Here is a 26741-nt window from a genome sequence, read left to right on the forward strand (position 1 = left end):
TTTCTCACTCTACAAACACAATTTACTACTAGAGGATGAAATGCTACTAAAGAACGACTCATTTAACTTCCAACAAGGTAGTACGCTATACAAATCGCTATTTTATTTTATTATATACTAAATTTTATCATTTTTTGCGGGAATTTAAACAAAAACCTGTCGAAAAAGATAATAATCCGTTTACATTTTGTGCTATTTTGTCATATATATATACCTGATACATAGCGATTCATTACAATAACATAAGATGAATAATTCAGAAATATTTCACTTCACAGTTAATTCAACAGAATAAAAATAAAATCCTGCTCAAAAGAGCAAGATTCTATAGTTTTATTACATGATGTTTTCCGTCCCACGAAAAAGATTGTTCCATTACCCGGTCAACAAAATCAAGGCCGAACTGATTTAAATAATAACACACATTCCACACACGTTCTTGCGGTGCTCCTAATGGACGAAGCGCAAATTGTAAACGGCGGAATTTATTCAGTTGAACCTCATGTTTCTTCTCAACATTTCTTTTCAACATTCTTTCTAACAGTTCAATTTGCTCATTAATTTTCAGTTCATTTTTCCCAGCAAACTCATGTAACCCTGGATCTATTTTTTTCACGAATTGTTGTAATGATGTATGAATATCCATTATTTCTTTTTTCGCTTCTATAAATCGCTCGTCTATCGGTTCCTCTATTTGATTAGAAAGCCAATTGTCACGCAGATTATCTATATTATTTAGAAATGGATCAATTTCTTGCAAATCTAAATCATATAAATCTGTCGCTATATCTCGCTCCATATAAGTAATTGTAAGGCGCGGAACAACAGGTGGCATTTGGAAACCGGCCGTATGAAACACTTGTTGCAATTCACTCCAATAAGCTAATTCCCCTGGACCGCCAATAAACGCTAACGTAGGAAACACATATTCTTGCATAAGAGGGCGCGTTACAACATTATTACTAAAACGTTCTGGACTTCTTTCCATCTCTTCCATCAATTCTTCATACGAAAATGAATGCACTCCATCTTTTCCAATAAACTTCCCTTGATTCTCTTCAAGCAATACTCGCTCATTATCAATTTCCATAAATATATGCACCGCATTTGTCTTCGTTTCAATAATCGGTTTAAATCCTAATTCCTTAATTACTTCCTGTTGATTATGAAGTGCTACTTGAATTTCTTTATATTTACTTATAATTTGTTGTAAAAACGGCACTTCTAATTTTCTCAATGCAGGATGATGTGAATCTACAAGAATTAAACCAGAATTTGCGAACATTTTCGTAATAAGGCGCGCAAAGAAATCTACATATGTATGCGATTGACCTAAAGCATCATCAACAAATTGTAATACATCCTTTGTAAAATTCGTTTCCGGATATGTTTTAAAAATCTCTTCGACCCATTTTCTACAGTCTTCAATAGAAAGTTCAGACTCAGAAGCACTCGCCTTTTTTGGATAACGATCATGAAAAATGGTCTTTTTTATTTTTTTATTTTTCGTTACAAATGTATGATTAATTTCATCCATATCATGGTCTTCACCAGCAATCCAAAAGACAGGAACAATCCGAACCCCTAAGCTCTCTTCTTTTTCTTTTGCAAGCTGTAAAATTGAAATGATCTTATGCACTGTATAAAGCGGACCTGTTAATAATCCCGCTTGTTGTCCAGCTATAACTACATATGTATTTTCATCTTCAAGCGCTTTTATATTTTGAATTGTAAATTCTCCCGCTTGCAATTGTATATTATATTCTAATAAATGCGTTACTAAATCTTGTCGGAAGAACTCTCTCTCACGCAAATCATGTAAACGCTGTTTAAAAGCATCCTCTGTTAACAGATAATCAAAACATGACTGTATCTCTTTTTTAACGTTCATATAGTCCGCTACAACACCTTGTAGTGGAACAGAGATCTCTTTTATCTCCATATAATTCTTCCTTTCGTATCCTGTTCTCTCACCAACCCACATTGTAGTCAATGTTTCACGTAAAAGCAAAGAAAAACACTTATAATTCCATTCCTTTTATTGCATTGAACAAAAATCGAAGTGTCGGAACAGATTGTTGTTGTTCCTTAGCTTCTTCTAATACATATCCCACAATCGCATTAACTTCTGTTTGTCTATTCGCTCTTACGTCCGCTAACATAGATGAAGTATTATGAGATGTTTTTTCACATACTTGGCATACCATTTGCCATAGCATTTCCCTATCTTCTTCTTTAACAAGAAATGCAACTTCCTGAAATACTTGCTCCATCATTTGATAAAAAAACGGGTTTGAAATTAACTCCCCGTTCTCAACCCGCAATAATGCCGTCAATGGATTAATACATACATTGACTACTAATTTATTACGCATAATCCCCTTCCAATCATCTTCTATCTGAATCGGAAAATAATCAAAAGGAAAACAATTAAATACCTTTTTAAAACAACTAGATTGACCACGCACTACACCAAACTTTGTAACACCTATTCCAGTATGACGAACTGTATGTCCATCCTCTTTTTTTGCACCATGCTCCACAATCCCGACTGCTATACGTTCATTTCCTATTTTTTGCATAACGTGAAGATGCGACATTCCATTTTGCAAAAAGATTAATGACGATTCTCCCTGCACAAAAGGTAATATATCAGTTACATGATATTGCTTTACAGCAATAAACGTATAATCTAACTGTTTATCCAGCATACTTTCTATCGGTAAAATAGATGGAAATACTGTTTCACGTTCTCCATTCCTAATACAACTTACACCCGTTAAGTTTAATTCTTCTGCTTGCTTAGCGTTTCTTGTAAACAACGTAACATCTTGATTGCTTTTTTGTAAATAAAATGTATATAGGAGACCAATAGCTCCCGGTCCAACAATTCCAATTTTCATCTTCACACAAAGAACTCATATTAACAAGTGATATAAGTTCCCTTGCCCTTCCCCCTTTACATCTTATTAAATTACAATTACATAGTTGAGGATTCAATTATCTTTTAACAAATGCAACCTCTTCTTTCACTATGTATATACTACCTATATACATAGTTCTATTCTTAGTTTAGCAAATCCTCAAAAAAATAATGAAAGAAATATTCTATCTTCTTCATAAAAATTAAAAAATGAGTTATAATATTATTATAAATATTTTAACTTTTCTGCATTCAACAAGATAAGAAAAGGACGTGATGTAATGGGATTCCCAAAAGTTGAACGCTTGCTCATCAATTATAAAACATTAGATGAATTTAAAAAATTTAAAGGGTGCGGAGCTCAAGAACTATCCATGTTGGAAGAATTACAAGCAAACATTATTGAAAATGATAGTGAGTCTCCATTTTACGGTATTTATTATGGAGGATCGCTAATCGCACGTATGAGTCTATATATGAAAAGGAACGGTGGAGAACCATTTGAAATTACAGGTACTTACCTAGAACTTTATAAACTTGAAGTATTGCCGACTTTTCAAAAACAAGGATTCGGACAAATGCTTGTTAATTATGCGCAACAACTACAATTCCCAATTAAAACGATAGCACGTATCCAATCAGCTGGTTTTTGGGATAAATTAAGTTTCCAGCCAGTATCAGTAACTGATGGTGATTTTTATATTTGGCATCCAGAAACAAATTTGAATGCGATTACAAACGAAGAATCTGCATAAGAAACAAAAAAAACAGCTGTTACGCAGCTGTTTTTATTTCTTTAATTTTTCTAATTCTCCATTCGAGCGAGCGCCATTTCTTTCAGCTACCATTACACTTCTTTTTTGATCGATATAATCAAGTAATGTTCTATATTCTTCCTCATATACTGATAATCGCTCCAGAAGACGTTCTTTCTCTGTTTGTAACGATTCAATTTGTTGTTGCAACACCATTAAAGAGCTTTCATCTTTATAATTTCGCAAGAATTCAATAACATCATTCAACGTAATAGATTTTGGCTCTAATACCATTGTCTCTTTCACTTCATAATTTTCTACCTTACGAAGTTGCTTCGCTTCTTCAATACGTTCTTTATACTGCTTTCTAACGTAAGAATTCCACCTAAATCCACAAGCTGCAGGTGTACGAGACAAATGCCTCCCCACTTCTTTAAAAGCGGAAAGTTGCGTTCCACCTTCACGAATATGCCGGAGTACTACTTCTGCCAGAAGCAAATCTTCATCATCAGTCCAAGCATCTTGTCTTGTTGTCGCCATCTCTCTAGTCCTCCCTATGCATTTTTTATTAAGCATATGCAGTTACTAGAAAAGATAGAATACAACAAATAAAGAATAAGACAAAAAAAATAAACGTAGAAGATATCTTCTACGTTTATTTTTCGCAATTACTTGCTGATTACTTCTTTACCTTTGTAAGTACCGCATGCTTTACATACACGGTGAGCTAATTTCGCTTCACCACAGCTTGGGCACTCTACCATACCAGGTACTGATAATTTGAAATGCGTACGACGCTTTCTTTTTACTGTTTTAGAAGTTCTTCTAAAAGGTACAGCCATTCTTCCCACCTCCTTAAAAGAAATAGTTATTTTCATATGAAGGCCTAAACCAGTCTTCCGATTATTTGTCAAAAAACTTTGCAAGTCCTGCTAATCTTGGATCAACAGTCTTTTCTTTGTTTTCTTCCGAAATCACTTGCCAGTCTTGACCTTGCATCGGTGCTCCACCAGAAACATCATCACTGAAAATTTGCATTGGAATCTCCAAAAGTATATTTTCCTTGATTACGGGCAGTAAGTCAAGTACTTCTCCTTCTAAACAATGAATTTCAGCTTCTGTTTCAAATTCTTCTTCTGAAGTTTGGAACACCTCAGTTGTTTTAATGTCAAATGGTAATGTCACATCTACTAAAGAGCGAGAACATGGTAAAACCATGCTTCCAGTTATATGTAGATGAAACGTAAACTTACCGGAGCCAAAATCAACTCTTCCTGTTACTTGAACAGGATTAATTTCACGAATATCTTTCTCGACCTCTTTTAGCTCACTTACATCTACCATTTCATTTAATGTCAATCCTTTATTTCTCAATTTATTCAATTGATGGATGGACCATTTCATATCATATCACCTCAAGGCAACAAACAAAATTATAGCTAGCCATTTTATATTTGTCAATGTTTTTTCTTTACACTATAATGAAGTCATCATAGGAAATAATATATAGATTATCACGTTTTCCAAAAAGATGCTACATCGAAAGGAGAGATTACCATAAAATCCAGTGGTATTGTTGTTGAATATAACCCTTTTCATAACGGTCATGCTTATCATGTGCAACAAACAAAAAAGTTAACACAGTCTGATATTATTATCGCCGTTATGAGTGGTCCTTTTTTGCAGCGTGGTGAGCCCGCACTCATCTCCAAATGGTATCGTACTAAAATGGCCTTAACAAACGGCGTAGACCTTGTTGTAGAGCTTCCTTATGCATTCGCAACCCAAAAGGCCGAAACTTTCGCAAATGGCGCAATTTCGATTTTAAACGCCCTTGGTGTTTCTGACATTTGTTTTGGCAGTGAAGATGGACAAACTGAAAATTTCTACACTACCATCGCTATACAAAAAAATGAAGAAGAGACTTTTAATCGTCTTGTGAAGCAATTTATGAATGCAGGTAATAGTTATGCAAAAGCTACATCTGAAGCTTTTTCACACATCTTACCACCCGAAAAAAACGTAGATATGTCACAACCAAATAACATTTTAGGCTTACAGTACATTAAAGCGATTCTCTTACAAAATAGTTCCATGCAAGCGCAAACTATAAAAAGATTCGCCTCTCATTATCATGATGAAACATTTCATGATCAACATATTGCAAGTGCAACAAGTATTCGCAAACAGCTATTTAATGAAAACAGTTCCTCTACAACTATTGAGCCTTTTATCCCAAAAATAACTGCTTCTCTTTTAGAAAACTACAAGCAAAACTACGGGACGTTACATAACTGGGAAAAATACTTTTCATTTTTTAAATACAAACTTATGACGATGTCTTCAGAGGACTTACAACATATATATGAAATGGAAGAAGGTTTAGAGCATCGTATTTTATCAAAAATACAAAACAGTTCATCTTTCTATTCATTCATGGAAGCATTAAAAACAAAACGTTATACATGGACTAGATTACAAAGAGCTTGTACACATATTTTAACAAATACAACGAAGGAAGAAATACATAAAGCAAATATAGAGCAACATGCGCCGTATATCCGTCTTCTCGGAATGTCACAAAAAGGACAAACTTATCTTTCTAAAAATAAGAAAAAAATAGAACTCCCAATCCTTACTCATACAAAAACATTCGAACATCCAACTTTAGACATAGAACGAAAATCAAATGCTGTATATTTCTCCATAATGCAAGAACCTTTACGGACACAACTGCTAAAACAAGACGCAACGCATCATCCAATTCGTTATGATGAAATAATGAAAAAATTTCTATAAGAAAAACCTCTCTTCTTCAGAGAGGTTTACTTTGTTTTACCCATTTTTTCTAAATACGTTAATGCATCATCCAGTGTGTCCACCGGTACAATTTTCATCTTTGTTTTAATATCTTTCGCAGCTTCAAGAGCATCTTTATAATTCGATTTCTCTACACCTTTTTCATTTGGCGCAAAAAACACTTCAGCTCCTGCATCACTAGCAGCTACTACTTTTTGCTGAATACCACCAATTGGACCAATTTCTCCTTTATCATTGATTGTACCTGTTCCAGCTATTTCATGTCCGTTTGTTAAATCTTCTTCAACGAGCTGATTATAAATTTCTAGTGTAAACATTAACCCTGCTGACGGGCCTCCTATTTCATGGGAATCAATTTTCACTTTCGGATCTACTACTAGCTCTCTTTCCGTAACGATAGAGACCCCTATACCGACGCGTCCATTCCCATTAGGGATTGTCTTTACATTTAAATGTTCTTTAAACTGTTTTCCGCCCCGCTTGTATTCAATATTTACTGTATCCCCTTCTTTTTTCCCTGTCATATACTCAATAAATTGTTCCGTCTTGTCGAATGTATTTCCATCGACAGCTACTATAACATCTCCAAGCTTAAGCTTTCCTTCTGACGGCATACCCTTTGCTACACCAGCCACTAGTACACCTTTATTTTCAAAAGAAACAGAGCGATTCGCACGTTTATATGCATTATAAATTGCAGCATTTTGTGAATCTTTCATCGCATACTCTTGACGAAATTGATATTCTTCATCACTCTCACCTTTTTGCAATATTTCTTCCGCCTTCGAAACGTGTGTATATTTATTAAATTGCGCGGCTATTAAGTTCACAACATTTGCAGGCCCCATTGAGACAGTGACAAGCATAAAATCACCAGACTCTTTAGTACCACCGTCAACTTGCACGTACGGCGCTAATTTCGCGGCCATACCTGGTTTTGTCACAAAGTATGGCAAACGCACATAAACAAGTAGCATCGCCAATATAACCCCTATTAAAATTGCATATATAAACCGAAAACGCTTAAACATTATGTTTCTCCTTCCACTGCTCAATTAGTAAATAAATGTTTGAAATATGTTTTTCTGCTTCCACTTCTCCGACCCGAATGATATCTTCAATATGTGTAAAAGCACGCGAACTAAATTGTTCTACTGCTGGCCGCATCATTAAATCTGATGCTATTTGCCGATTCATCACAAGTTCATGTTGCATAATTTCAATACTTTGCATAATCACATCATAAATCGATGTAACCTCTCCATTCACCTTAATTGGAGATACATCAACAGCAATAACAATATCAGCCCCTAAATCTTTTACAACCGATACGGGAATACGGTCAATTACCCCTCCATCCACTAATAAGCGGCCATCTATTTTCTCTGGAACAAACACCCCTGGCACAGATATACTAGCTCGAACCGCCTCCGCAATCGGACCGCTTGTAAAAACAACTTTTTCCCCCTTCAAAATGTCAGTAGCCACAACAGCCGTCGGGATATCTAACTCTTCTAAATTTTTATTATATGTAAACATTTTAATCATATCTTTGATACGTTTTCCAGCAATAAATCCCATTTTAGGAACTGTAAAATCCAAATAATATTTCCTTTTAAAAACAGCTGCCAATTTATACAGTCTTTCAACGTTACAACTCGCTGCATAGAATGTACCAATTAACGCTCCTATACTACTACCTGCTATCATATGAATAGGGATACCAGCTTCCCTTAATACTTTTATTACCCCTATGTGAGCAAAACCTTTTGCACCTCCGGATCCAAGCGCTAAACCGATTTTTGGTTCCTTCATTTTTCTCACCCTTTAATTTTTTTCATTCCTTTTTCATACTTATGGTCTAAATTCACCACATATCCACGTATACTGAAATGAACGTTTTTGGGACAAAGGGGGATTTTCTTACATGTACGAAAAATGGAAAACTGCTTTTCTTACCATATCGATGTTATTTTTAACCTTTTCTCTTGTACTTCACCCCCAAGCTGCTTTGCAAGCTTCAATTCGCGGGTTAAATATATGGTGGGAAGTTGTATTCCCTTCACTACTACCGTTTTTCATCATTGCGGAACTTCTAATCAGTATTGGTATTGTAAAATTTATCGGTGTTATATTAGAACCACTAATGCGTCCACTGTTTCGTGTTCCAGGGGTAGGTGGGTTTGTTTGGGCAATGGGAATGGCTTCAGGATTCCCCGCTGGCGCCAAATTAAGCGCTAGACTACGCAAGAGCAATCAACTAACACAAATCGAAGCGGAACGACTCGTATCTTTCACAAATTCTTCTAATCCACTTTTTATTTTCGGAGCGGTTTCTATTGGTTTTTTCAATAATCCGAAATTAGGGCTCGTATTAGCAGCAGCACATTATATAAGTAACTTTATCGTCGGATTACTTATGCGCTTTTATGGTACAAACGATACTTACATAAAAGACAAACATACGAATCAAAAGCATGCCTTTCAAAACCCTTTTTCCATCCTCCACCAAACACGTATGCAAGAAAAAAGACCGATTGGAAAACTACTCGGTGACGCTATCGTTTCTTCTATTCAAACATTGCTCATGATTGGTGGGTTTATTATTTTATTCTCTGTTTTAAATAAAATGATTACTGTTTTCGAAATTACAGAAGCGCTTTCTTTTATTATGCAACATATTTTATCATTCTTCCAACTTACATCCCAATTTAATATCCCGATATTATCTGGTATTTTTGAAATGACGCTTGGAAGCCAAATGATTAGTCAAATTAATGAATCAACACTTCTTCAACAAGCGATGGTAACAAGCTTCATTTTAGCATTTAGCGGCCTTTCTATTCAGGCACAAGTAGCAAGCATATTAGCGGAGACAGATATCCGCTTTAAACCATATTTTTTAGCTCGAATTATCCAAAGTATTCTCGCTCCTATTCTCACTTTTATATTTTGGGGGCCATTTTATGAAAAAGTTCATTCTTTCTCGCCTACGCAAGAAGATCTTCCCGTATTTTTATTGAATCATTCTTACACACTAACTGATATTTGGACATCATTTATACACTACGGACCAATCTTCACCTTATTTTGTTTATATTTATATGTTATCTTATTGTTTTTACGCATTCATAAAGAAAAACCCCGTTCACTTTAACGGGGTTTGAAACTTTTCTTTTAAAGCACGCTCTACAATCGGAGGAACAAGGTCTACTACACTTCCCCCATATCTCGCAACTTCTTTCACAATACTTGAACTTAAAAATGAATATTGATTATTTGTCATAATGAAGAAGGTTTCGATATTTTCGTCTAATTTTCGATTCATTGAAGTAATTTGCATCTCATATTCAAAATCAGAAACCGCTCGCAAACCACGTAATATTGCATTTGCATTACGCATTTTTGCATATTCCACCAATAATCCACTATGTGAATCAACTTTTACATTCGGTATATCCTTTGTCGCCTCTCGAATTAACTCTAGGCGTTCTTCTACCGAAAAGAATGGTTTTTTTGATGAATTGTTTAAAACAACTACATATACTTCATCAAATACTTTTGCTCCCCTTTTAATAATATCCAAATGTCCAAGGGTAATTGGATCAAAACTCCCTGAAGAAATAGCTATACTTGTCATTCTGTCCCCTCACCTTCATACTTATAAATCGAAATTGCTGTAATCCCGTAGTTTTCTGCCCGTACTTTTACAAGTTCTCCTATTGAATCAGGTAAAACCACGTCATCCCCATGCTCTGCCATAATGATGCCATCTTTATCTAACAATCCATGTTGATCGATCACACTAATTAAAGACACAATTTTTTGACCTTTATATGGAGGGTCTATTAGTATAAGATTGAATGATATTTCACGCTTTATAAGCGCCTTTACCGCACGTTCCGCATCATTTCGATACACTTCAGCTTGTTCTTGTATTCTACAGCTTTCTAAATTTTGATGAATGACTTTTATCGCTTTACTATCTCGGTCAACAAAAATCGCTTTATCAATCCCTCTACTTATGGCCTCAATTCCAAGACCACCACTACCACCAAATAAGTCAAGAGCGATACCACCATCATAATAAGGACCTATCATATTAAAAATAGATTCTTTCACTTTATCTGTCGTTGGACGTGTTGTATTACCAGGTACCGCTTTAAGTGGGTGCCCTTTACATTTTCCTGAAACTACTCTCATCTGTTGTCACTACCTTTAATTCAATCTATCGAGCGATTACAGTAAATCCATCTCAAGTCAGTAACCGCTACCAAACCATACAATTCTTCACTAATTCGTTACTTAACCTATAGAGAACTTTAGTTAAAATAACCGTTCGCTATTTCTTGCATATTCATCTCACTATTTGTGAACAAAAACCCTTTATGTACATCAGTTCCACTTTACCTTTTTTATCCTATCATAAAATAAAAAAAAGAAAAATAAAAAGCCTAACATAAATTTTAATTTCATTATGTATATCTTCATTTAGATTGGACATAAATAAATATAACAACATCATCTTCGATGTTGTTGCCAACCGCGGAGAAGACTTACGTTTCCCCATAAGTTCTTCCTCCGGTTTCTCCTCTCCCTTTGCCTTCTTACTAGTACATACTAGTATTAGAAGGGCCCTGCTTTGCAGGGTTTTTTTATTTGTCTACTTTTCATTTAAAAAGTGAGGTGGTACAGTAAAAGAAAGAGGAGGAAAAAATATGATTCAACGCTTTATAGAACTCGGAGAAGGCTACTCTGACTTATATGAATTACTTGAAATTGCCAAAACAAACCCAGAACGTGTAACACATATGTTACAATTCGAAACTGTAAAAAACGAAAAAAAAATGTGTTCACTTGTTGTAATACTAAAACCGACAACTACTGGTGATTTCCAACCATTATACATATGTCGTGAAGGCATTCCTTTACTTGAAAATAAAAAAAGTAAACGTGTCGTTTTATTTGAAGAAATGGCGGAACAAATAGGGAAAAAAGTTACTCCCTTTACTGTAAAACCATCAACAACTTTCCCTGAAAAAGAACTATTTTTTAATCATCTAATTGGTATTTTACGAATGAACAATTTCATTCCTCCAATGAAATAACACGTTATTTCAAATAAAAAAATCCCCTGCTAAATTTAGCAGGGGATTTTTTTACTTAGCTATAATCGTATTCTTTTGCCCGATCAGGACGCGAATTTTCGAATTCTGTTTTTAAAAATGGGCGATACGACTGTTCTACTTTTTTCACAAAAGGAAGTTTATTCAATTTTTGCATCATATGCTCAATTTGTTCCATATCACAATATACAACGGCATATTTCAAACGTTTTGATATGTAATGAATGTTACCATATTTCCTTAAAATCTTGGCATGTTTCAATGAATGTAAATAAACAATCATACTTTGTCGTTGCCCGAACATAATCTTCTCCATCTTCTCCTTTTAAAAACTTATATTCTTATATTTTATGAAAACCAATCAAAAATTTATGACATTAAAGGACAAACTCTGTATACGTTTTCTTCTATATTCTAAAAAACAGGGTAAATTACCCCGTTTTTTTACAACCACAACCGCCTCCGGTACCACAACCACCGCCACAGCCACCCGCATCAAAAAACGGATTTCCTGTTGGGACTTTAACGGAAGATGACACCTCAGAGCCTATTGCTACACTAACTTCATCTAATAACTTTTGTAAAGCAGTTTCTGCTCTTTTAAAGGCTGCAACCTTATCATGCATATCTACAGAACGCTTTAATTCCCTCATTTTCGTTGAAACGAAAGTATAATCAGGATGATATTTACCAAAACGTTGCACTTCTTCGTATCGCTCTTTCATCACTGTAAATTGCTGAATTAGCGTCTGGACCTCTATATCTTCTTGTAAATCCTTATAATACTTACGATAATCTTCTGCTATATCTGAACAGATAATCGCTTTTGCAAGCTGCTCTGCCTTATCTAAAATCAATACGCTTTCCAGCGTCGCTACAATCATGAGAGACACCTCCGAGTATTCATCATAACACATTTGGAACAGAACTACTAATTGAAGTGTCTCACCTAAAAAAAAGATATGATACTAACTACTTTTCATACCATCCCCTTGCACTCTTATACACTAATATGCTCCGCAATATTATATTTAAGAACATCCCATTTCCCGCTATTCTCTTTCACGTAGCTAATACATGCGTTTTTTAACGGCGTTTTAAATGTAATTTCATCTGGTGCAATTGCGTGTAAAATAGCTTTTATTGCATGTGAATGCGCAACAATGATAATACGTTTATCTCCATGTGCTACTGCAACCTCTTGTAAAGCCGTAAAACAGCGCTCTACAATTTCTTTATCCTGCTCCATTCCTTCTACATTACCTTCTGCAATTAACTCTCTAACGGCCGCAACTGGTTTCCCAGAAGCTTCCCCAAAATTACGTTCCATAAATCGCTCATCTAATAAAATAGATGGTAATCCAATAGCCCCAGCAATTTCCTTAGCTGTTTCTTGCGCTCTAATTAACGGACTACTTATAATTATATCCCACGATTCCGCTTGCAAGGCAGCTGCACTTTGACTCGCTTGCTTCTTCCCAACCTCGTTAAGTGGAATATCTTCGCGCCCTTGAATAATCTCTTGAAAGTTCCAATCAGTTTGTCCATGTCGTACTAAACAAATTTCCGTCATGCTGCAACTCCTTTTTTAAATAATGCGATTCTATTGTAACAAAAGTTTTGCATAACGGACATAGTTTTCCCTTCCAATTACGTCGTATTTTGCTGCTTCATATACTGGAACATATCAATCATAATTGAAGCAACCGCCAATTGATTTTGAAATTTTTCCACTTTATCTGGTATCGTTTTTTTGAAATGCTGCATGGCAGCTAACTCAAAAGCTTCTTTTTCTTCTGGGTTACGCGTCAATTTCCGATACCAGTATGGCTGTTCCCGAATATAGCGAGCTAAATCCTCATCAGCTTTTATAAACTCCATAAGCTCTGCTCTCATCCTCTTTCCCCCTAATCCTTTTGAAAGAAAAAAGGATTATTTTCAGAAGTACTTTGTTCTGGCTGCGCACGGTTCCCTTGAAATTGTTGGATAACTTGTTGCACGCTACCAATCGCACTCGTTACATTTGCTAAATGATGTTGCATTTGCTCTACGTCTAACTTTTTAAAGAAAGAAAGCATTTGCCCCATCACATCAGCAGTTTTTTCCTCTTCTGTTCGACTTTCTTTTTCTTCTTTATTTTCTTTTATCGAAGAAAAAGCAGGTGCTCCATCAGGTCTATACGCTGTCCATATTTGATCTTCTTCACCAAGTAAGTACCATTCTTCATAAAATTGCTGCCAAGTTTTTTGACCACTTCTAACCTCATGAACCATTTTAGGGTGATGGTTTACAAACTCTTTAAACTGTTGAACCGATGGATGTAACGGCCCTTTTGTTGTTGGCATAATCCTCACCTCTTCATGTATATCTACTATATTGTAAGAAAAAAAAGGCACATGGTTCGCCTATTTTTAGACGATTCATGCACCTTTTTATCTCCCCATTTGCGGACAGTAAGACTCCCACTGATTAAAGTTTCATTTTATTTTCGGATAAAGTTTTGAGTATAAAATTTATCATATACCCCAACACCTAATCCAGTAAATTGTTCATTTAATACATTCTTTCTGTGACCCTCACTATTTAACCAACCTTGTACCGCCGCAATTCCATCACTATGTTGCGCCGCTATATTCTCACCAGCAAGTTGAAAAGCCACTTGCCCACGTTGCAAACGATCTCCTAACGTACCAAAAGTAGGTGAATCGTGTGAAAAATAATTATTATCCTTCATATCTTTACTATGGCCAAATGCAACATCTGCAGTTTGTTGGTCCCATGTTAACAACGGTAATTGATGACGACTTCGAATAACATTTGTTAAATCGAGAATTTGTTGCATATTTCCATTTTCTACTTGTTTCATTTTTTCTGGCGTCAGCGGCTGTTCCGCTATTAATTCACCTGAATAAACGAGTTGATATGGTCTTTGTCGTAATAACGTTTCATCATCCATATAACGAAGACCAACAAGCTCATGTGTAAAGTGATCAAAATATAATTGTGCCCATCCATCTTCTACAGGTACTAGCGGTTGTTCCATTACTTCCGTATCAGATAACTCAAATTGATAACTATTCTTTCCTCTTTTTAATGAAATCTCATGTGAAAGTGGATTCTTTTTATATACCTCTTCATACTTTTCATTTATATAATAGGGAGCCACCTTAACTTGCTCACCAGCAACATACGCCGTTACAACTTTACGTTCAGCAACTCCAAATTGAACATACTGAGCTAAATCTTGGTTATAAACCCACCATTCATATCCATAAGCAGACGGCTCTATTCGAGACGGTTCGCCCCACTTCGCTAATAAATTCTCAGAGTCCCCACCAATCATACTTAAAACAGTATCTGTGGATTCTTCATTTACTTGCTTCTTCTTTTTCACAATTTTATTTTCTTGCTTAGAGTGAGATGGGGTTAATATATATTGTGATACGAGTAACTTCCCGTATAAATCAACAGCTAAAATTAAAAATGTAATCATTACGATACGCAATAATTTCTTCAAACGATATACCTCCTGAACAAAGCATAAAATCGAGATATACACAAATCCTTTTCTTTCCTTTTTTGTGTGTACCGTACTCTTTTCACTATATCATATTTTCACGAAAAAAGTCTGGAATATCCCTTTTCTCGCAATATGAATTGCACTTTCTTATTATTCATACTATTATAAAAATAATGCACTAACATTAAAAGAAGGAGGTATTCTATGCAATTTACAAATACAAACTTTAATGATGCAGTCGTTGATTTAACTCTTTTAACTGAGATTATGGAAAACAATCATTTTGTACTTGCTGGACAATGGGATTACGAACGCGTTACATATGATTATAAATTTGAAATATTAAAGGATATTTATTATTTACGTGTACAAGGATTTGCTGTTGAAGGTGACATCGGCGGCAGACACGCTCAAGTAAAACTATTGCCACCCTTATTAGGAAAACATTATTATCCTCATGGCATTGAATATGGAGATGATGAGATTTTTCCAACAAATGTACTTCAAAAAAGCGAACAACTCCTACAAAATATTGAAAAAGAGTTAAAAGAATTTCAAATTATTGAATAACAAAAAAACTAGCGCATTAATACGATGCGCTAGTTTTTATTTCGTCTGCAAATAAGGAGGTAACTCTTGCAGCTGCTCTTTATCCTTTTCACGTTCTCTACGTGCCCAATTAAAGAACACATAACCGATAATCGTACCGTACACTATTTCCTGGACAATTTTCATAATGATACCACCTGTTTGCTGGTCTTGTACTACCGGCATCCAATGTAAAAATTCTGGTCCAGTTATATTTAAATCTGATAAAGTACCCGCCGGTACACAGAGTTCCATTGCCTTCATCCAAGCGGCCGGATCTGTATATGTTGCAAATAATGGTGCAGTCGCAAAAATTATTAACGCACAAGCTGGCGTTAATAACATACCATTAGCAAACATGTAACCAAGCTTCTTAATATCACTTAAAGTTTGATATTCTGGCAGCGGATTTAACATCGGCCACCACATCATCATTGCTGCAAAAAACAATATAGCAAGGCAAATAGGATGCGCTATTTGACTTTGTTTTACTGCATCAAAAACAATTGGCAAATGATAAAAGGAAAACAGGCCATTAAATACAAACAACGCAATAAGCGGCTTAGCAAAAAACTTTATCACAATTTGAACGAACTTAAAAGAAGTAATATAACGATATAACCAAACAGGTATACCAAGCAGTAATAACGGAGGCACCGCAATATACATTACTGCCATCTCAAACATATGTGCACTAAATATAATATGACCAATTAAATCAATAGGTCCTCCCTTTACAAAATACAAAAGAACAATTCCGGTCGTAAAATAAAAAATTTGCTTCTTACTTACCTTCGTCGCATTTTCAAATCGCGTTCTATATGGTCCAATAATTAAAAAATAACTAATAAGAATCGAGATCATAAATAATAAAAAAATCGGACTCCATAAAGCTTGAAAACCAAATACCCATAAGTTTTCCATTTCCACACCTACCTTTTCAAAATTCTTATATTTCATATAAAAAGAGGGCTATGATAAATCAGAGCCCCCTACTATCACTGTTTAAATCCACACAATTGTCATAAAGGCTAATATTGTTAATAAACCAATTAACAATCCAGAGTACAAGAAGAAACTCGCCGCTTCATGCCCTTTATGACTCATATGCATGAAATAATATAGCTGAAATATAACTTGAACGACTGCTAACAATAATATAAATGGAACCGAAAAAATCGGACTAAATGTTTTCGGATATGCCACCGCTGCAAATGCAACTAATGTTAAAAAAATCATTAGTGAAAATGTAATAACTTGGTGCTTCATTTCCTCTGCACTTTTTCTCTTCCGATAAACAAGATCCACCTTAGGATTATTCGTTTGCTTAACCGCCATTGTTTATCCCACCATTCCCATCAAATATACTACAGTGAAAATAAACACCCAAACTACGTCAATAAAGTGCCAATAAATTGATGCAACATAAAACTTCGGTGCATTGTATAAATTTAAGCCCCGCTTTGCATTTCTAAAGATTAATGTTAAAATCCAACAAAGTCCAAACAATACGTGAAGTCCATGTGTACCAACAAGAGCATAAAATGCAGAGCCAAATGCACTACTTCTCATAGTATGCTTAAATTCATGTGTATAATGATAAAACTCATATATTTCAAATCCCAAAAATCCTAAGCCAAGCAACACTGTTATAAGTAACCAAAGTTGCATTTTCTTAAAATTAAAGTTTTTCATATGGTACATCGCATACACACTCGTTAAACTACTCGTTAATAAAAGCATCGTCATAATGAACACGAGCGGCATTTGAAACATCTCTTGAGATGTTGGTCCACCATTTGTAGAATTCTTTAGCGCTAAATATGTGCCAAACAAGGAAGCGAACAACACTGTTTCGCCTCCAAGAAATAACCAAAAACCGACAAATTTATTTTTCCCCTCAAGGGTTGCTTTTTCAGGCTCTGCTGGAAATGTTTCATTCGTTAATTTTTCATCTACATGCATTATGCCTTGCCCCCCTTATCCTCTAAATCTTCCTTATGAATATGATATCCATGATCATCAATTACTGAACGTAGGAACATTGTGCCAAATGTAATGATTAAACCGATAATTGCTACTAATAACCAAAATTTATCTTTGCCGCCCTGCATATACATCGCACCGAAAGCGGCTATAAATAGACCTAGAGAAATGATAAATGGTGAAAATGAAGCATTCGGCATATGAATATCACCGACTGGTTCCGCCGCTGTCATCTCTTTATTACCCTCACGTTTTTCAATCCAAAATGGATCTAATCCACGAACAAATGGTAATTGTTTGAAATTGTATTCCGGTGTAGGCGCTGGCATTGTCCACTCTAATGTACGCGCATCCCATGGATCACGACCAGCTTTTTCTTTTGATACTGTTGTTTTTATAACATTGAACAAAAGAACGATCGTTCCAAGAGCCATGAAAACTGCTCCAATTGAACTAACCATATTTCCAACCTCTAATCCTTGCCCCTCTAAATATGTGTAATAACGACGAGGCATACCGATTAAACCAAGGAAATGTTGGATAAAGAACGTTAAATGGAAACCGATAAAGAATAACCAAAACGTTATTTTCCCTAACGTTTCATTTAATACTTTATTGAACATAAGTGGCCAATAATAATGCGCACCTGCAAGTAAACCAAATACAACACCACCGACAATTACATAATGGAAGTGTGCTACTACGAAATAATTATCATGAAATTGATAATCGGCTGGTGCCGACGCAAGCATAACTCCAGTAACTCCACCCATAACGAATGATGGAATAAAAGCTACTGCCCACATCATAGGTGTTGTAAACCGAATACTTCCGCCCCACATTGTAAAGAGCCAGTTAAATATTTTAATACCTGTCGGAACTGCAATCGCCATTGTTGCAACTGAGAAGATGGCATTTGCAACAGGACCAAGACCGACGGTGAACATATGATGCGCCCATACCATAAAGCCTAAAAATCCAATTAATACAGTCGCGAACACCATCGAGGAATAACCGAATAATCGTTTCTTCGAAAATGTAGCAAAGATTTCTGAGAATATTCCGAAAGCTGGGAGTATAAGAATGTATACTTCTGGATGACCGAAGATCCAGAATAAATGCTCCCATATAATCGTGTTCCCACCTAGTGCCGGATTAAAGAAACTTGTGCCAAATAAACGATCTAACATTAAAAGCCCTAACCCTACAGTTAACGGTGGAAATGCAAATAATATAAGTGAAGATGTTACAAATGTTGTCCATGTAAACATCGGCATGCGCATGTACGTCATCCCTGGCGCGCGCATATTAATAATTGTAACAAGGAAGTTAATACCTCCAATTAATGTACCAATACCTGATATTTGCAAGCCGAGTACATAAAAATCAACACCATGTCCTTTAGAGGCTAAAGCTAAAGATGCATACGATGTCCACCCTGCATCAGGCGCGCCTCCTAAAAACCAACTTAAATTTAAAAATAATCCACCAAAGAAGAATAACCAAAATCCGAGCGAATTCAAAAACGGGAACGCCACATCACGTGCTCCAATTTGAAGTGGCACAGCGGCGTTCATAAATGCAAACACGAGTGGCATAGCTGCGAGGAAAATCATTGTTGTACCGTGCATCGTTAATACTTGATTATAAGCATCCCCAACAAGAAAAGCATTGTTAGGAATCGCTAACTGCAGGCGAATAAATAGTGCTTCTATTCCACCTATTACAAAAAACAATCCACCTGCAATTAAATAGAGAATGGCAATCTTTTTATGGTCTACTGTCGTTAAATAATCCCATATGACAGCACCCATCCCCTGTTTTTTTGCTACAGAACTCACGTTTTCAACCTCCCCTTCGCAAATGATCCCTCTTTACTTTTCAATCTTTAACGTTTGTAAATATGCATTTAATGCATTAATTTGATCATCCGTTAAGTTGCCATATTTACCAGTCATTTTATTACCTGGTTTCATATTTTCAGGATCTTTGAGCCATTTTTTTAAGTTCTCTTCATTATTTTCGGCAATACCAGCAACCATATCGCGATCTGCAAAGTTTGCTAAGTTCGGTGCGATACGAGCAGAAGGTGGTCTACTATCATTTGATCCAACTGCATGACAACCAATACAGCTTTTATTAAATATTTCTTGACCCTCTTGCGCCTTTGTAGAAGCTACTTCTTTTTTCCCATCAATTTTCTTCATGTCAGCAAGCCACTTTTTGTACTCGCTTTCATCCAGAGCTTTCACTTTGAACTGCATTAAAGAATGTGATGGGCCACAAAATTCTGTACAAAAACCATTATAAGTGCCCGATTTATCTGCCTTTAACCACATTTTGTTTACATTATCTGTATTTGTATCCATTTTCCCAGCTAAAGATGGAACCCAAAACGAGTGTTTAATATCGGCACCCTTCAAATTCAAATACACTTTCTTACCTGTGGGGATAACTAAATCTTGAGAAGTTACTATTTTTTCTGATTTGTAAGAAAATTCCCACCAATAAAGATTCGCTGTTACATCAACAACGATAGTATCTTTATCAATATTCTTTTTCTCCATCGCACTTACATCAGCAAGCTTGAATGTATATGTAACAGTCGGAACAGCCAAGATTAACAAAAGAATAATCGGAATAACTGTCCATATAATTTCTAGTTTGTGATTTCCTTCAACTTGCTCTGGAATATAATCTTCCTCACCTTTTTTTTGTCGGAAACGCACAATTACATATAAGAAAATAATAGTAACTACAAGTACTACTCCTACCATGATTGCACTCGCTAGTAAGAGCAAATCATATTGCATTTTTGCTACTTCCCCTTGCGGAATTAAAGTAGACTGAAAAGCTTTACCGCATCCCCCTAACAGTAAAGCCAGCAGTGAAACGAACGAAAGCAGTCGCCACTGTTTCTTCATACAAACAACCCCCACTTTCTTTGTGAATTAGATTGCACTTTATAGTTAAGTAAAGTAAATCTCAACGTAAAGAAATCCAATCATGTCGTTGTCTTAGAAGAATGTAACTACAATCATTGACACAAATAAGATTGTTAAGTAATTCAGGGAATAAACAAACATTTTTACGGACCATTTGATGTCATCTTGCTTACGGAAGCCATAAAGCCCTAATGCGATCCATCCGATGTTAAGCAATGTTGCAATTACCATGAATGTTATTCCAAGCCCACTCATATAAAATGGTAGTGGTAATAAACATACTGTCCAAATCATAATCTGACGTTTCGTAATATCAAATCCCTGTACAACAGGAAGCATTGGGATTCCTGCATTTCGATATTCATCAACACGCTTCATCGCTAATGCGAGGAAATGTGGGATTTGCCAAATAAACATAATTAAAAATAACATCCAAGCAATTGGATGACTTAAAGACGGATCAATTGCCGCCCATCCAATTAAAGGTGGAACTGCTCCTGATATACTACCCACAACAGTATTTAACGTATATTTTCTCTTCGTCCATAATGTATATAAAACTACATATGTGAAGGCACCAATAAATGCGATTAATACTGCCATCGGTGTCGTAAGTAATAAAAATACAAAGCCAAGAAGTAAAATTACAAGTCCAAATGCAAGTGCAAAGCCAGGTTTATATTTACCTGTTACCGTTGGACGGTTTTTTGTTCTTTCCATTAATGGATCGATATCTCGGTCAATGTAGTTATTTAAACAACATACCCCAGCCATAATTAATGCAGAACCAACGATTGTGAAAAACAACTTATCCAGATTGTCCATAACACTCAATCCATTAAAATATAAAGCCAACCAAAATCCTGTAAATACAGTAAGTGTATTTGAGTTTACAATACCCATTTTAACGAGCGCTGATAAATCTTGTAACCGAGTTGTTTCCGGTACACTTGAAACAGCTGACTCATCATGCAGCTCACTTGTTGCATGGTTCATCACTTTAACCCCCTCTTAAACCTATCATCTTTCTAAGCATATATTTCATGTGAAATATTTCGCTTCTATATAGCAATATTATTACAGTAGAAATATTGTTAACCCATTCTACTACTAATCTACGCCCATACTCCAATATATTAAATCACATTTCCCGAACATTTTGTGAAGAAAACATGAACTTTTTGTGTCGAACATTAAAAAACTTTATTCTAATTTATCCTTATCATACCATGATGTTATCTTCTATAATAAACTATTTTGTCATATTTAGCATGTATTCTCCCCATTTCTTTTCAAAACAGCCTGATTTTCACCTAAAATATGTATTTAAAATCCCATTTTTTTCTTTATACTACGTACGTTGTCCTCGCCCTCCATTTCTTTGCTATTTTATTATTTTTTATATATCATAGGACTGTAGCACGTTTTATTCTATATATAATGGAATGAAAATATTTCTCAATAACTTCATAGCAGAAAGATGGTGAAAGAGATTGCAACGCTTTATTAAATGGTTAGCAGTCATTACAAGTCTCGATTTATTAGTAGTTTTACTAGGAGGCGCTTTAGTTACAAAAACAGGTTCAGGCCAAGGATGCGGTAAATCATGGCCACTTTGTAACGGTGAATGGTTTCCATCTAATTTATCAATGGAAACTATTATTGAGCTAAGTCACCGCTTAACATCGGGATCAGCAGGAATCCTTGTTACTCTTCTTTGTATCTTGTCCTGGAAATATTATAAACATGTGCGCGAAACAAAAACGTTAGCAATTTTATCCTTCGTATTTTTAGTTGCACAAGCATTAATGGGGGCGGCAGCAGTTGTTTGGGGACAAATGCCTGCAGTATTAGCTATTCACTTCGGTATTTCCTTAATTTCATTTGCTTCTGTCATCTTGTTAACGTGTCTTATTTTTGAAATTGATCAGAAATTTGATGCACGTTCACTTATTATGGACAAAAAAATGAAATTTCATATTTATGGTGTAACAATTTACAGTTATATTGTTGTCTACACAGGAGCTTTAGTACGTCACGAACGAGCTACCTTAGCCTGTCCAGACTTCCCTTTATGTAGTAAAAACAGACCTATGCCAACTCAACTACATGAGTGGGTCCAAATGGGGCATAGAGTTGCAGCGATGTTAATATTCGTTTGGATACTTTACGCGATGTTTATAGCTATTCGTCATTACAAGCAGCAGCGTGTAGTATACTGGGGATGGATTATTTCATTTATCCTTGTTACACTTCAAGCTATAGTAGGGATTTTAGTCGTATTTACAAATGCTAGTTTAGCAATGGCATTATTACATTCACTCTTCATTTCTTGCCTGTTTGCTGTACTATGCTATTTAGTTATGTTGGGTACAAGAAGTACATTCAATGCAAAAGAAGCTGAATCAACTTCTAAGCAAACAAAATAACGTAAAACTTTAATACCTTGCCAATTCGGCAAGGTATTATTTACACACAAAAAAGAGCTGCTTTCGCACAGCTCTTTTTCTTTATTTTAATGATCTAATTCAATGAGTAAATCTCCCGTTTGAATTGCATCCCCATCATTTACATATACTTTTTTCACTTTACCACTAAATGGCGCTTGAACCGTCGTTTCCATTTTCATCGCTTCTGTAATTGCCATGGAATCACCTTTTTTCACTTCATCGCCTTCTTTTACAACTACTTTAATAACAGTTCCCGGCATCGTTGCGCTAATATGATTTGGATTTTCACGATTCCCCTTCACACGCTGTGCAACAGTTGCTTTCACGCTTTCATCTTTCACTACGATTTCACGCGGTTGTCCATTAAATTCCAAGTAAAGTACACGATTTCCATCTGGCTGCGGTTCTCCAATGGAAACTAGTTTAACCATCAATGTTTTACCTTGTTCGATTTCTACATCAATTTCTTCACCAAGTCTCATTCCATAGAAGAAAGTAGGTGTATCAAGCACAGATACATTTCCATAAAGCCCAACAACTTTTTCGTAGTCCATAAACACTTTTGGATACAATGCATATGCGACTACATCAAAAATTGTCACTTCGCGTCCAAGTTTGTGGAATAACTCTTCTTTTAAAGCGTCAAAATCTACTGGCTCTAATAATTCACCTGGTCTTACTGTCAACGGCTCTTTCCCTTTTAAAATAATATTTTGTAATTCTTTCGGAAAACCACCATATGGTTGACCTAAATCTCCAGAGAACATTTCAACAACAGATCCTGGGAAGTCCATAGAATCTCCACGCTCTAAAATATCTTGTTCTGTCAGATGATTTTGAACCATAAATAATGCCATATCACCCACAACTTTAGATGATGGTGTTACTTTTACAATATCTCCAAACATATCATTAACACGACGATACATCACTTTAACTTCATCAAAGCGATCTCCTAAACCAACCGCCTTCGCTTGTTGTTGAAGATTACTATATTGTCCACCTGGCATTTCGTGCATATATACCTCTGTGTGAGGAGCGTTCATACCACTTTCAAATGGAGCATAATATTTACGTACATCTTCCCAATAATGAGATAGTTTTTCTAATGAGTCTATATTAACATCTGGTTGTCTTTCGTTTCCGCCTAACGCATAGTATAGTGTATTCGCACTCGGTTGTGACGTTTGACCAGCCATAGAACTCACCGCTACATCGACAATATCAACGCCTGCTTCAATCGCCTTCGTATACGTTAAAATACCATTTCCGCTCGTATCATGTGTATGCAGGTGAATTGGAATCGACACCGTCTCTTTTAGTGCTGAAACTAAATCATATGCTGCGTTTGGCTTTAATAAGCCCGCCATATCTTTAATTCCTAAAATATGAGCTCCTGATGCTTCCAACTCTTTTGCTAAATTTTTATAATAATTTAAATCATATTTACTGCGTAACGGATCATGAATGTCTCCTGTGTAACACATTGTTGCTTCTGCAATTTTACCAGTATCTCGTACAGCATCAATTGCAACTCTCATACCTTCTACCCAGTTTAAGCTATCAAAAATACGGAACACATCAATTCCAGCTTGCGCGGAACATTCTACAAATTTTTGAATTAAATTATCTGGATAGTTTTTGTATCCAACTGCGTTTGAAGAACGAAGTAACATTTGGAATAAAACATTCGGCATTTTTTCACGAAGATCTAGTAATCGTTCCCACGGATCTTCTTTTAAGAAGCGATACGCAACATCAAACGTTGCACCGCCCCACATTTCCGCTGAGAATAGGTTTGGTAACATTCTCGCTGTTGGCTCTGCAATTTGATGTAAATCTTTTGTACGAATACGAGTTGCAAGTAATGACTGATGTCCATCACGGAATGTTGTATCCGTTAAAAGTACACGTTTTTGATCTTGTACCCACTTTACTAATCCATCCGCTCCACGCTCATCCAAAATTTGTTTCGTTCCATTTTGGATTGGCTCTGAGTGTTTTACACTTGGTATACGAGCATCAGGGAAAATTGGCTTCTCTTTTTTCCCTACTCCTGGGAAACCATTTACTGTTACTGAACCAATATAATTTAACATTTTCGTTCCACGGTCTTTACGTTTCGGGAACAAGAATAGTTCAGGTGACACATCAATAAACGAAGTATCATATTCTCCTGATAAAAAGTTTTTATGTTTTACTACATTCTCTAGGAATGGAATATTTGTTTTAATACCACGAATACGGAATTCTTTTAAGTTACGTTCCATTTTTGCAGCAGCTTGTTCAAAAGTAAGCGCCCAAGTTGTAACTTTTACAAGTAAAGAATCATAGTAAGGTGTAATAACTGCACCTTGGAAACTATTACCTGTATCAAGACGCACACCAAAACCACCGCCCGATCGGTACGCCATTATTTTTCCTGTATCCGGCATGAAATTATTTAGTGGATCCTCAGTCGTTACACGAGATTGGATTGCAAATCCATGTACAACCACTTCCTCTTGCTTAGGAACACCTACCATTTTACTATGTAATGCATGTCCATCAGCTATTAAAATTTGCGATTGAACGATATCGACTCCTGTAATCATCTCTGTAATCGTATGTTCAACTTGAACACGTGGGTTTACTTCAATGAAGTAAAACTCATCACCTTTTACAAGGAATTCTACCGTTCCTGCATTTAAATAGTTTACATTTTTCGTTAACTTAACAGCAGCATCACAAATACGTTGACGCAAATCGTCTGAAAGCGACACGCTTGGTGCGATTTCGACTACTTTTTGATGGCGTCGTTGTACAGAGCAATCACGCTCATACAAATGAACAACATTACCTTCTTCATCTGCTAAAATTTGTACTTCTATATGTTTAGGTTTTTCAACGAATTTTTCAACATACACTTCATCATTACCAAAGGCTGCTTTTGCTTCTGATTTCGCGCGATTATACGATTCTCTTAATTCTTCACTAGCACGTACAATACGCATACCGCGACCGCCACCGCCAAGAGACGCTTTAATAATAATCGGGTAATCATACTTTTCAGCAAATTCCGCGACTTCTTCTAGTGAATTTACTGGACCATCACTACCAGGAATAACTGGAATTTGTGCTAGCTGCGCTTGTGTTCTTGCTTTAACTTTATCTCCAAACATGTCTAAATGCTTACTTTTTGGACCGATAAAGATAATCCCTTCTTCTTCACAACGTTTTGCAAATTGAATATTTTCTGACAAGAAACCATATCCAGGGTGGATTGCATCTACATGATTACTTTTCGCAATCTCAATAATGCCTTCAATATCTAGATAAGCATCAATTGGCTTTTTCCCTTCCCCAACTAAATAGGACTCATCGGCTTTATAGCGATGATAAGAACCGCTATCCTCTTTAGAATAGATCGCAACTGTGTTTAATCCAAGTTCTGAACATGCTCGGAACACACGAATTGCTATCTCTCCACGGTTAGCTACCAATACTTTTTGAATACGTTGCAGCTTTGTCATGATTTTCCCCCTCTATTTTCTTACCACTCTAGAGATAAAATACATACACACTCTAAAGAGCGTGAAGTTCTTCACTTTCTACATTATATTATACTTAGAAAGCTTCACTTTATTTT

Annotated in this window: 28 protein-coding genes; 6 read left to right on the forward strand and 22 right to left on the reverse strand. The window is 35.8% G+C overall.

Annotated features, from left to right (window positions below; translation table 11 throughout):
* Positions 1 to 325 precede the first annotated feature (325 nt).
* Together bshC and panE are read right to left on the reverse strand one after the other, a co-directional pair.
* Positions 326 to 1942, reverse strand: a complete 1617-nt coding sequence (gene bshC, locus EXW56_RS18640; protein WP_215596842.1) for a bacillithiol biosynthesis cysteine-adding enzyme BshC — start codon at positions 1940 to 1942, stop codon at positions 326 to 328.
* 79 nt (positions 1943 to 2021) lie between these two features.
* A complete protein-coding gene (gene panE, locus EXW56_RS18645; protein ID WP_002111450.1) occupies positions 2022 to 2909 on the reverse strand; it encodes a 2-dehydropantoate 2-reductase in 888 nt (295 codons plus the stop codon).
* 295 nt (positions 2910 to 3204) lie between these two features.
* Here panE and EXW56_RS18650 point away from each other — a divergent pair, with 295 nt between their 5' ends.
* Complete coding sequence (locus tag EXW56_RS18650; RefSeq protein WP_002111452.1) at positions 3205 to 3678, forward strand: N-acetyltransferase; 474 nt, start codon at positions 3205 to 3207, stop codon at positions 3676 to 3678.
* A gap of 33 nt (positions 3679 to 3711) precedes the next feature.
* Here EXW56_RS18650 and EXW56_RS18655 read toward each other — a convergent pair whose 3' ends face one another.
* The 3 genes from EXW56_RS18655 to EXW56_RS18665 form a co-directional block, all read right to left on the reverse strand.
* Entirely contained in the window at positions 3712 to 4218 is a 507-nt protein-coding gene (locus tag EXW56_RS18655; RefSeq protein ID WP_002111454.1) for an RsfA family transcriptional regulator, read from the reverse strand.
* A gap of 128 nt (positions 4219 to 4346) precedes the next feature.
* Positions 4347 to 4520, reverse strand: coding sequence for a 50S ribosomal protein L32 (gene rpmF / locus EXW56_RS18660; protein WP_001984764.1), 174 nt, complete (start codon positions 4518 to 4520; stop codon positions 4347 to 4349).
* Between the two features lie 61 nt (positions 4521 to 4581).
* Positions 4582 to 5082 (reverse strand): YceD family protein, encoded by a 501-nt coding sequence (locus EXW56_RS18665; RefSeq protein WP_002111456.1) that lies wholly within the window; start codon positions 5080 to 5082, stop codon positions 4582 to 4584.
* A 153-nt stretch (positions 5083 to 5235) separates the two neighbouring features.
* Here EXW56_RS18665 and EXW56_RS18670 point away from each other — a divergent pair, with 153 nt between their 5' ends.
* Positions 5236 to 6477, forward strand: a complete 1242-nt coding sequence (locus EXW56_RS18670; protein WP_199659991.1) for a nucleotidyltransferase — start codon at positions 5236 to 5238, stop codon at positions 6475 to 6477.
* Positions 6478 to 6503: 26 nt separating this feature from the next.
* Here the strand turns inward: EXW56_RS18670 and EXW56_RS18675 are convergent, their stop codons facing one another.
* Positions 6504 to 7529, reverse strand: coding sequence for a SepM family pheromone-processing serine protease (locus EXW56_RS18675; RefSeq protein WP_215557397.1), 1026 nt, complete (start codon positions 7527 to 7529; stop codon positions 6504 to 6506).
* Positions 7522 to 8313: a patatin-like phospholipase family protein gene (locus EXW56_RS18680; protein WP_002088284.1), complete on the reverse strand. Its 792-nt coding sequence runs from the start codon at positions 8311 to 8313 to the stop codon at positions 7522 to 7524. Before EXW56_RS18680 ends, EXW56_RS18675 begins: the two co-directional genes overlap by 8 nt.
* Positions 8314 to 8425: 112 nt before the next feature.
* On the opposite strand from EXW56_RS18680, the gene ylbJ reads away from it, so the two are divergent.
* Positions 8426 to 9655, forward strand: coding sequence for a sporulation integral membrane protein YlbJ (gene ylbJ / locus EXW56_RS18685; protein ID WP_002111463.1), 1230 nt, complete (start codon positions 8426 to 8428; stop codon positions 9653 to 9655).
* On the opposite strand, the gene coaD is transcribed toward ylbJ, so the two are convergent.
* Positions 9647 to 10138: a pantetheine-phosphate adenylyltransferase gene (gene coaD, locus EXW56_RS18690; RefSeq protein ID WP_000200601.1), complete on the reverse strand. Its 492-nt coding sequence runs from the start codon at positions 10136 to 10138 to the stop codon at positions 9647 to 9649. The two genes, ylbJ and coaD, sit on opposite strands and share 9 nt — an antisense overlap.
* Positions 10135 to 10701, reverse strand: coding sequence for a 16S rRNA (guanine(966)-N(2))-methyltransferase RsmD (gene rsmD, locus EXW56_RS18695; RefSeq protein WP_215596843.1), 567 nt, complete (start codon positions 10699 to 10701; stop codon positions 10135 to 10137). The genes coaD and rsmD overlap by 4 nt, the downstream gene beginning before the upstream one ends.
* Positions 10702 to 11216: 515 nt before the next feature.
* Here rsmD and EXW56_RS18700 point away from each other — a divergent pair.
* Positions 11217 to 11606, forward strand: a complete 390-nt coding sequence (locus EXW56_RS18700; RefSeq protein WP_002199503.1) for a DUF7147 family protein — start codon at positions 11217 to 11219, stop codon at positions 11604 to 11606.
* A 55-nt stretch (positions 11607 to 11661) separates the two neighbouring features.
* On the opposite strand, the gene EXW56_RS18705 is transcribed toward EXW56_RS18700, so the two are convergent.
* From EXW56_RS18705 to EXW56_RS18730, 6 genes are all read right to left on the reverse strand, one after another.
* Complete coding sequence (locus EXW56_RS18705; RefSeq protein ID WP_002088292.1) at positions 11662 to 11928, reverse strand: YlbG family protein; 267 nt, start codon at positions 11926 to 11928, stop codon at positions 11662 to 11664.
* 127 nt (positions 11929 to 12055) lie between these two features.
* Entirely contained in the window at positions 12056 to 12508 is a 453-nt protein-coding gene (locus EXW56_RS18710) for a YlbF/YmcA family competence regulator (RefSeq protein ID WP_002111468.1), read from the reverse strand.
* Between the two features lie 116 nt (positions 12509 to 12624).
* On the reverse strand, positions 12625 to 13197 hold the full coding sequence (locus tag EXW56_RS18715) for a histidine phosphatase family protein (RefSeq protein ID WP_002160690.1): 573 nt from the start codon (positions 13195 to 13197) through the stop codon (positions 12625 to 12627).
* A gap of 77 nt (positions 13198 to 13274) precedes the next feature.
* Complete coding sequence (locus EXW56_RS18720; protein ID WP_002014770.1) at positions 13275 to 13520, reverse strand: YlbE-like family protein; 246 nt, start codon at positions 13518 to 13520, stop codon at positions 13275 to 13277.
* Positions 13521 to 13531: 11 nt separating this feature from the next.
* The gene (locus tag EXW56_RS18725) at positions 13532 to 13969 is read right to left on the reverse strand and encodes a YlbD family protein (RefSeq protein ID WP_215596844.1); all 438 of its coding nucleotides are present in this window, start codon (positions 13967 to 13969) and stop codon (positions 13532 to 13534) included.
* A gap of 137 nt (positions 13970 to 14106) precedes the next feature.
* Positions 14107 to 15141, reverse strand: coding sequence for a CAP domain-containing protein (locus EXW56_RS18730; protein ID WP_002111471.1), 1035 nt, complete (start codon positions 15139 to 15141; stop codon positions 14107 to 14109).
* A 207-nt stretch (positions 15142 to 15348) separates the two neighbouring features.
* Between EXW56_RS18730 and EXW56_RS18735 the strand changes: the two genes are divergently transcribed.
* Entirely contained in the window at positions 15349 to 15714 is a 366-nt protein-coding gene (locus tag EXW56_RS18735; protein WP_002111472.1) for a YugN family protein, read from the forward strand.
* Between the two features lie 36 nt (positions 15715 to 15750).
* Here EXW56_RS18735 and ctaG read toward each other — a convergent pair whose 3' ends face one another.
* The 6 genes from ctaG to ctaB all read right to left on the reverse strand — a co-directional run bounded on the left by ctaG (position 15751) and on the right by ctaB (position 21659).
* The gene (gene ctaG, locus EXW56_RS18740; protein ID WP_002111473.1) at positions 15751 to 16656 is read right to left on the reverse strand and encodes a cytochrome c oxidase assembly factor CtaG; all 906 of its coding nucleotides are present in this window, start codon (positions 16654 to 16656) and stop codon (positions 15751 to 15753) included.
* A gap of 81 nt (positions 16657 to 16737) precedes the next feature.
* A complete protein-coding gene (gene ctaF, locus EXW56_RS18745; RefSeq protein WP_002121961.1) occupies positions 16738 to 17070 on the reverse strand; it encodes a cytochrome c oxidase subunit IVB in 333 nt (110 codons plus the stop codon).
* A 3-nt stretch (positions 17071 to 17073) separates the two neighbouring features.
* Complete coding sequence (ctaE, locus tag EXW56_RS18750) at positions 17074 to 17697, reverse strand: cytochrome c oxidase subunit III (RefSeq protein ID WP_002121963.1); 624 nt, start codon at positions 17695 to 17697, stop codon at positions 17074 to 17076.
* Positions 17697 to 19532, reverse strand: coding sequence for a cytochrome c oxidase subunit I (gene ctaD / locus EXW56_RS18755; protein ID WP_215597585.1), 1836 nt, complete (start codon positions 19530 to 19532; stop codon positions 17697 to 17699). The genes ctaE and ctaD overlap by 1 nt, the downstream gene beginning before the upstream one ends.
* 60 nt (positions 19533 to 19592) lie before the next feature.
* Positions 19593 to 20642: a cytochrome c oxidase subunit II gene (gene coxB, locus EXW56_RS18760; protein ID WP_002088304.1), complete on the reverse strand. Its 1050-nt coding sequence runs from the start codon at positions 20640 to 20642 to the stop codon at positions 19593 to 19595.
* Positions 20643 to 20735: 93 nt separating this feature from the next.
* The gene (gene ctaB, locus EXW56_RS18765) at positions 20736 to 21659 is read right to left on the reverse strand and encodes a protoheme IX farnesyltransferase (RefSeq protein WP_002199498.1); all 924 of its coding nucleotides are present in this window, start codon (positions 21657 to 21659) and stop codon (positions 20736 to 20738) included.
* 497 nt (positions 21660 to 22156) lie between these two features.
* Here ctaB and ctaA point away from each other — a divergent pair, with 497 nt between their 5' ends.
* Entirely contained in the window at positions 22157 to 23092 is a 936-nt protein-coding gene (gene ctaA, locus EXW56_RS18770; protein WP_002111480.1) for a heme A synthase, read from the forward strand.
* A gap of 86 nt (positions 23093 to 23178) precedes the next feature.
* Here the strand turns inward: ctaA and pyc are convergent, their stop codons facing one another.
* Positions 23179 to 26625, reverse strand: coding sequence for a pyruvate carboxylase (gene pyc, locus EXW56_RS18775; RefSeq protein ID WP_215596845.1), 3447 nt, complete (start codon positions 26623 to 26625; stop codon positions 23179 to 23181).
* Positions 26626 to 26741 lie beyond the last annotated feature (116 nt).

The sequence above is a fragment of the Bacillus mycoides genome, assembly GCF_018742245.1.
GTDB classification, from domain to species: domain Bacteria; phylum Bacillota; class Bacilli; order Bacillales; family Bacillaceae_G; genus Bacillus_A; species Bacillus_A cereus_U.

Excerpts from the sequence above, each read along its gene's own strand:
- bshC (WP_215596842.1), bottom strand. The coding sequence starts at position 1,942 with ATGGAGATAAAAGAGATCTCTGTTCCACTACAAGGTGTTGTAGCGGAC.
- EXW56_RS18650 (WP_002111452.1), top strand. The coding sequence starts at position 3,205 with ATGGGATTCCCAAAAGTTGAACGCTTGCTCATCAATTATAAAACATTA.
- EXW56_RS18655 (WP_002111454.1), bottom strand. The coding sequence starts at position 4,218 with ATGGCGACAACAAGACAAGATGCTTGGACTGATGATGAAGATTTGCTT.
- rpmF (WP_001984764.1), bottom strand. The coding sequence starts at position 4,520 with ATGGCTGTACCTTTTAGAAGAACTTCTAAAACAGTAAAAAGAAAGCGT.
- EXW56_RS18665 (WP_002111456.1), bottom strand. The coding sequence starts at position 5,082 with ATGAAATGGTCCATCCATCAATTGAATAAATTGAGAAATAAAGGATTG.
- EXW56_RS18675 (WP_215557397.1), bottom strand. The coding sequence starts at position 7,529 with ATGTTTAAGCGTTTTCGGTTTATATATGCAATTTTAATAGGGGTTATA.
- EXW56_RS18680 (WP_002088284.1), bottom strand. The coding sequence starts at position 8,313 with ATGAAGGAACCAAAAATCGGTTTAGCGCTTGGATCCGGAGGTGCAAAA.
- ylbJ (WP_002111463.1), top strand. The coding sequence starts at position 8,426 with ATGTACGAAAAATGGAAAACTGCTTTTCTTACCATATCGATGTTATTT.
- coaD (WP_000200601.1), bottom strand. The coding sequence starts at position 10,138 with ATGACAAGTATAGCTATTTCTTCAGGGAGTTTTGATCCAATTACCCTT.
- rsmD (WP_215596843.1), bottom strand. The coding sequence starts at position 10,701 with ATGAGAGTAGTTTCAGGAAAATGTAAAGGGCACCCACTTAAAGCGGTA.
- EXW56_RS18700 (WP_002199503.1), top strand. The coding sequence starts at position 11,217 with ATGATTCAACGCTTTATAGAACTCGGAGAAGGCTACTCTGACTTATAT.
- EXW56_RS18705 (WP_002088292.1), bottom strand. The coding sequence starts at position 11,928 with ATGTTCGGGCAACGACAAAGTATGATTGTTTATTTACATTCATTGAAA.
- EXW56_RS18710 (WP_002111468.1), bottom strand. The coding sequence starts at position 12,508 with ATGATTGTAGCGACGCTGGAAAGCGTATTGATTTTAGATAAGGCAGAG.
- EXW56_RS18715 (WP_002160690.1), bottom strand. The coding sequence starts at position 13,197 with ATGACGGAAATTTGTTTAGTACGACATGGACAAACTGATTGGAACTTT.
- EXW56_RS18720 (WP_002014770.1), bottom strand. The coding sequence starts at position 13,520 with ATGAGAGCAGAGCTTATGGAGTTTATAAAAGCTGATGAGGATTTAGCT.
- EXW56_RS18725 (WP_215596844.1), bottom strand. The coding sequence starts at position 13,969 with ATGCCAACAACAAAAGGGCCGTTACATCCATCGGTTCAACAGTTTAAA.
- EXW56_RS18735 (WP_002111472.1), top strand. The coding sequence starts at position 15,349 with ATGCAATTTACAAATACAAACTTTAATGATGCAGTCGTTGATTTAACT.
- ctaG (WP_002111473.1), bottom strand. The coding sequence starts at position 16,656 with ATGGAAAACTTATGGGTATTTGGTTTTCAAGCTTTATGGAGTCCGATT.
- ctaF (WP_002121961.1), bottom strand. The coding sequence starts at position 17,070 with ATGGCGGTTAAGCAAACGAATAATCCTAAGGTGGATCTTGTTTATCGG.
- ctaE (WP_002121963.1), bottom strand. The coding sequence starts at position 17,697 with ATGCATGTAGATGAAAAATTAACGAATGAAACATTTCCAGCAGAGCCT.
- ctaD (WP_215597585.1), bottom strand. The coding sequence starts at position 19,532 with ATGGGTGCTGTCATATGGGATTATTTAACGACAGTAGACCATAAAAAG.
- coxB (WP_002088304.1), bottom strand. The coding sequence starts at position 20,642 with ATGAAGAAACAGTGGCGACTGCTTTCGTTCGTTTCACTGCTGGCTTTA.
- ctaB (WP_002199498.1), bottom strand. The coding sequence starts at position 21,659 with ATGAACCATGCAACAAGTGAGCTGCATGATGAGTCAGCTGTTTCAAGT.
- pyc (WP_215596845.1), bottom strand. The coding sequence starts at position 26,625 with ATGACAAAGCTGCAACGTATTCAAAAAGTATTGGTAGCTAACCGTGGA.